Origin of the sequence: Aporhodopirellula aestuarii (genome assembly GCF_023701485.1) — a bacterium.
In the GTDB taxonomy this organism is placed as follows: domain Bacteria; phylum Planctomycetota; class Planctomycetia; order Pirellulales; family Pirellulaceae; genus Rhodopirellula; species Rhodopirellula aestuarii.
This window is the reverse complement of the sequence record NZ_JAMQBK010000150.1, coordinates 1-1259: the sequence shown is the minus strand read 5'-3', so window position 1 is coordinate 1259 and position 1259 is coordinate 1. Positions and strand designations below refer to the sequence as shown.

1 protein-coding gene is annotated in these 1259 nt (G+C 50.8%); it reads right to left on the bottom strand.

What is annotated here, in order from left to right; all coding sequences use genetic code 11:
* Window positions 1–16 precede the first annotated feature (16 nt).
* A complete protein-coding gene (locus NB063_RS31905; RefSeq protein WP_261367708.1) occupies window positions 17–1150 on the bottom strand; it encodes an ISAs1 family transposase in 1134 nt (377 codons plus the stop codon).
* Window positions 1151–1259: the final 109 nt, after the last annotated feature.

Below are 1259 nucleotides of genomic sequence, written 5' to 3'. Positions count from 1 at the left end.
CAGGGCAATCGCACGTTCAATTGCCGTTAAATCCGGCATAAATGCCATCAAGAACTGCATCATCCCATCCGGCTCGCATGCGTTTGCCGCGAATGTTGTCTTTGACAGTAGTGTCGCGCTGCAGAATATTGAGCGCCATACGACGAATTGCAGCTGATATTTCCGGCGATGTTCCACGGCGAATTCGACTGGCGTCTTCTGCAAAAGTTACATCTAACACGTAGTGCTCGCTGTTCTCGATCCTCCAATGATCTCGAATGAATTTGCTCAGCCGTTTTATTTGCGGCGGCAAGCTACTGATGAAGAAGATCGTTTCGTCGTGCTCAGTGACGTTACCTTCGCGATGGCGATAGACCATGCCAATCGTTTTAGCTTTTGCCCAACCAGCGAAAAGTTCATCGTCGTCTATCGCAATGCAGAAATACTCGCGTCGTTCTTTACGGCCATGAGACTTCTCAACCGTCACGTGACGTCGCAAACCCGCAACTTGGTTGCCCAACTCACCGTACGCAACAAATCGTTCACCGATCGCTTCTGCGAGTTTCTGCTGGTTGCCTTTGACGGTCAGAATGTAATCCGCTTTCTTGTTCGTGATTGCAATGGCGGTTTCCTTTTGGCAGTGCATCGCATCAAGCGTGATGACAGCGCCTTCTATTTCCATCAGATCAAGGAGTTTGGGCACCGCAGGAATCTCATTGCTTTTGTCATCGATGGATAACTGCCGAATCACCAATCGCGTCTCGGTCGCGAAAGCGGTCAACGTGTGCAACGGGCTTTGGCCAGCGGCTCGATCAAACGATCCACGAAGAACCTTTCCATCAATAGCGACGCCTTTGCCTCGAAGCGAATCGGCAAACTGATCGACCCAATGGTGCATCGCAGTGAGAAATTCACTGGTATCAAGTCGACTAAAAACCCGCCCGAACGTGTCGTGACTGGGGACGCCATTCTCTAGTTTGATGTAGCGGCGGAACCACTTGATCTTTCCATTGGCGAACCGCTCGACATCAGTCCAACTGTTGGCCCCGCAGATGGTCGCAGTAAGCGTAATGAAAATCATTTCGAGCAGGTCGTGGTTATGGCCACGCTCAAGACGAGGGTCGGTAACATTTACAAAACTTTTTGAAACAATTGCTGCTGGTCCGTTCATCGCTTGACACCTCCGTGCGGGAAACTGGCCACTAACCTAAAAGCGGCTTGACTTCAGCGATCACAACGCAATCCTTGGACCGAAACGATTTCAACGTGCGATTGCCCTG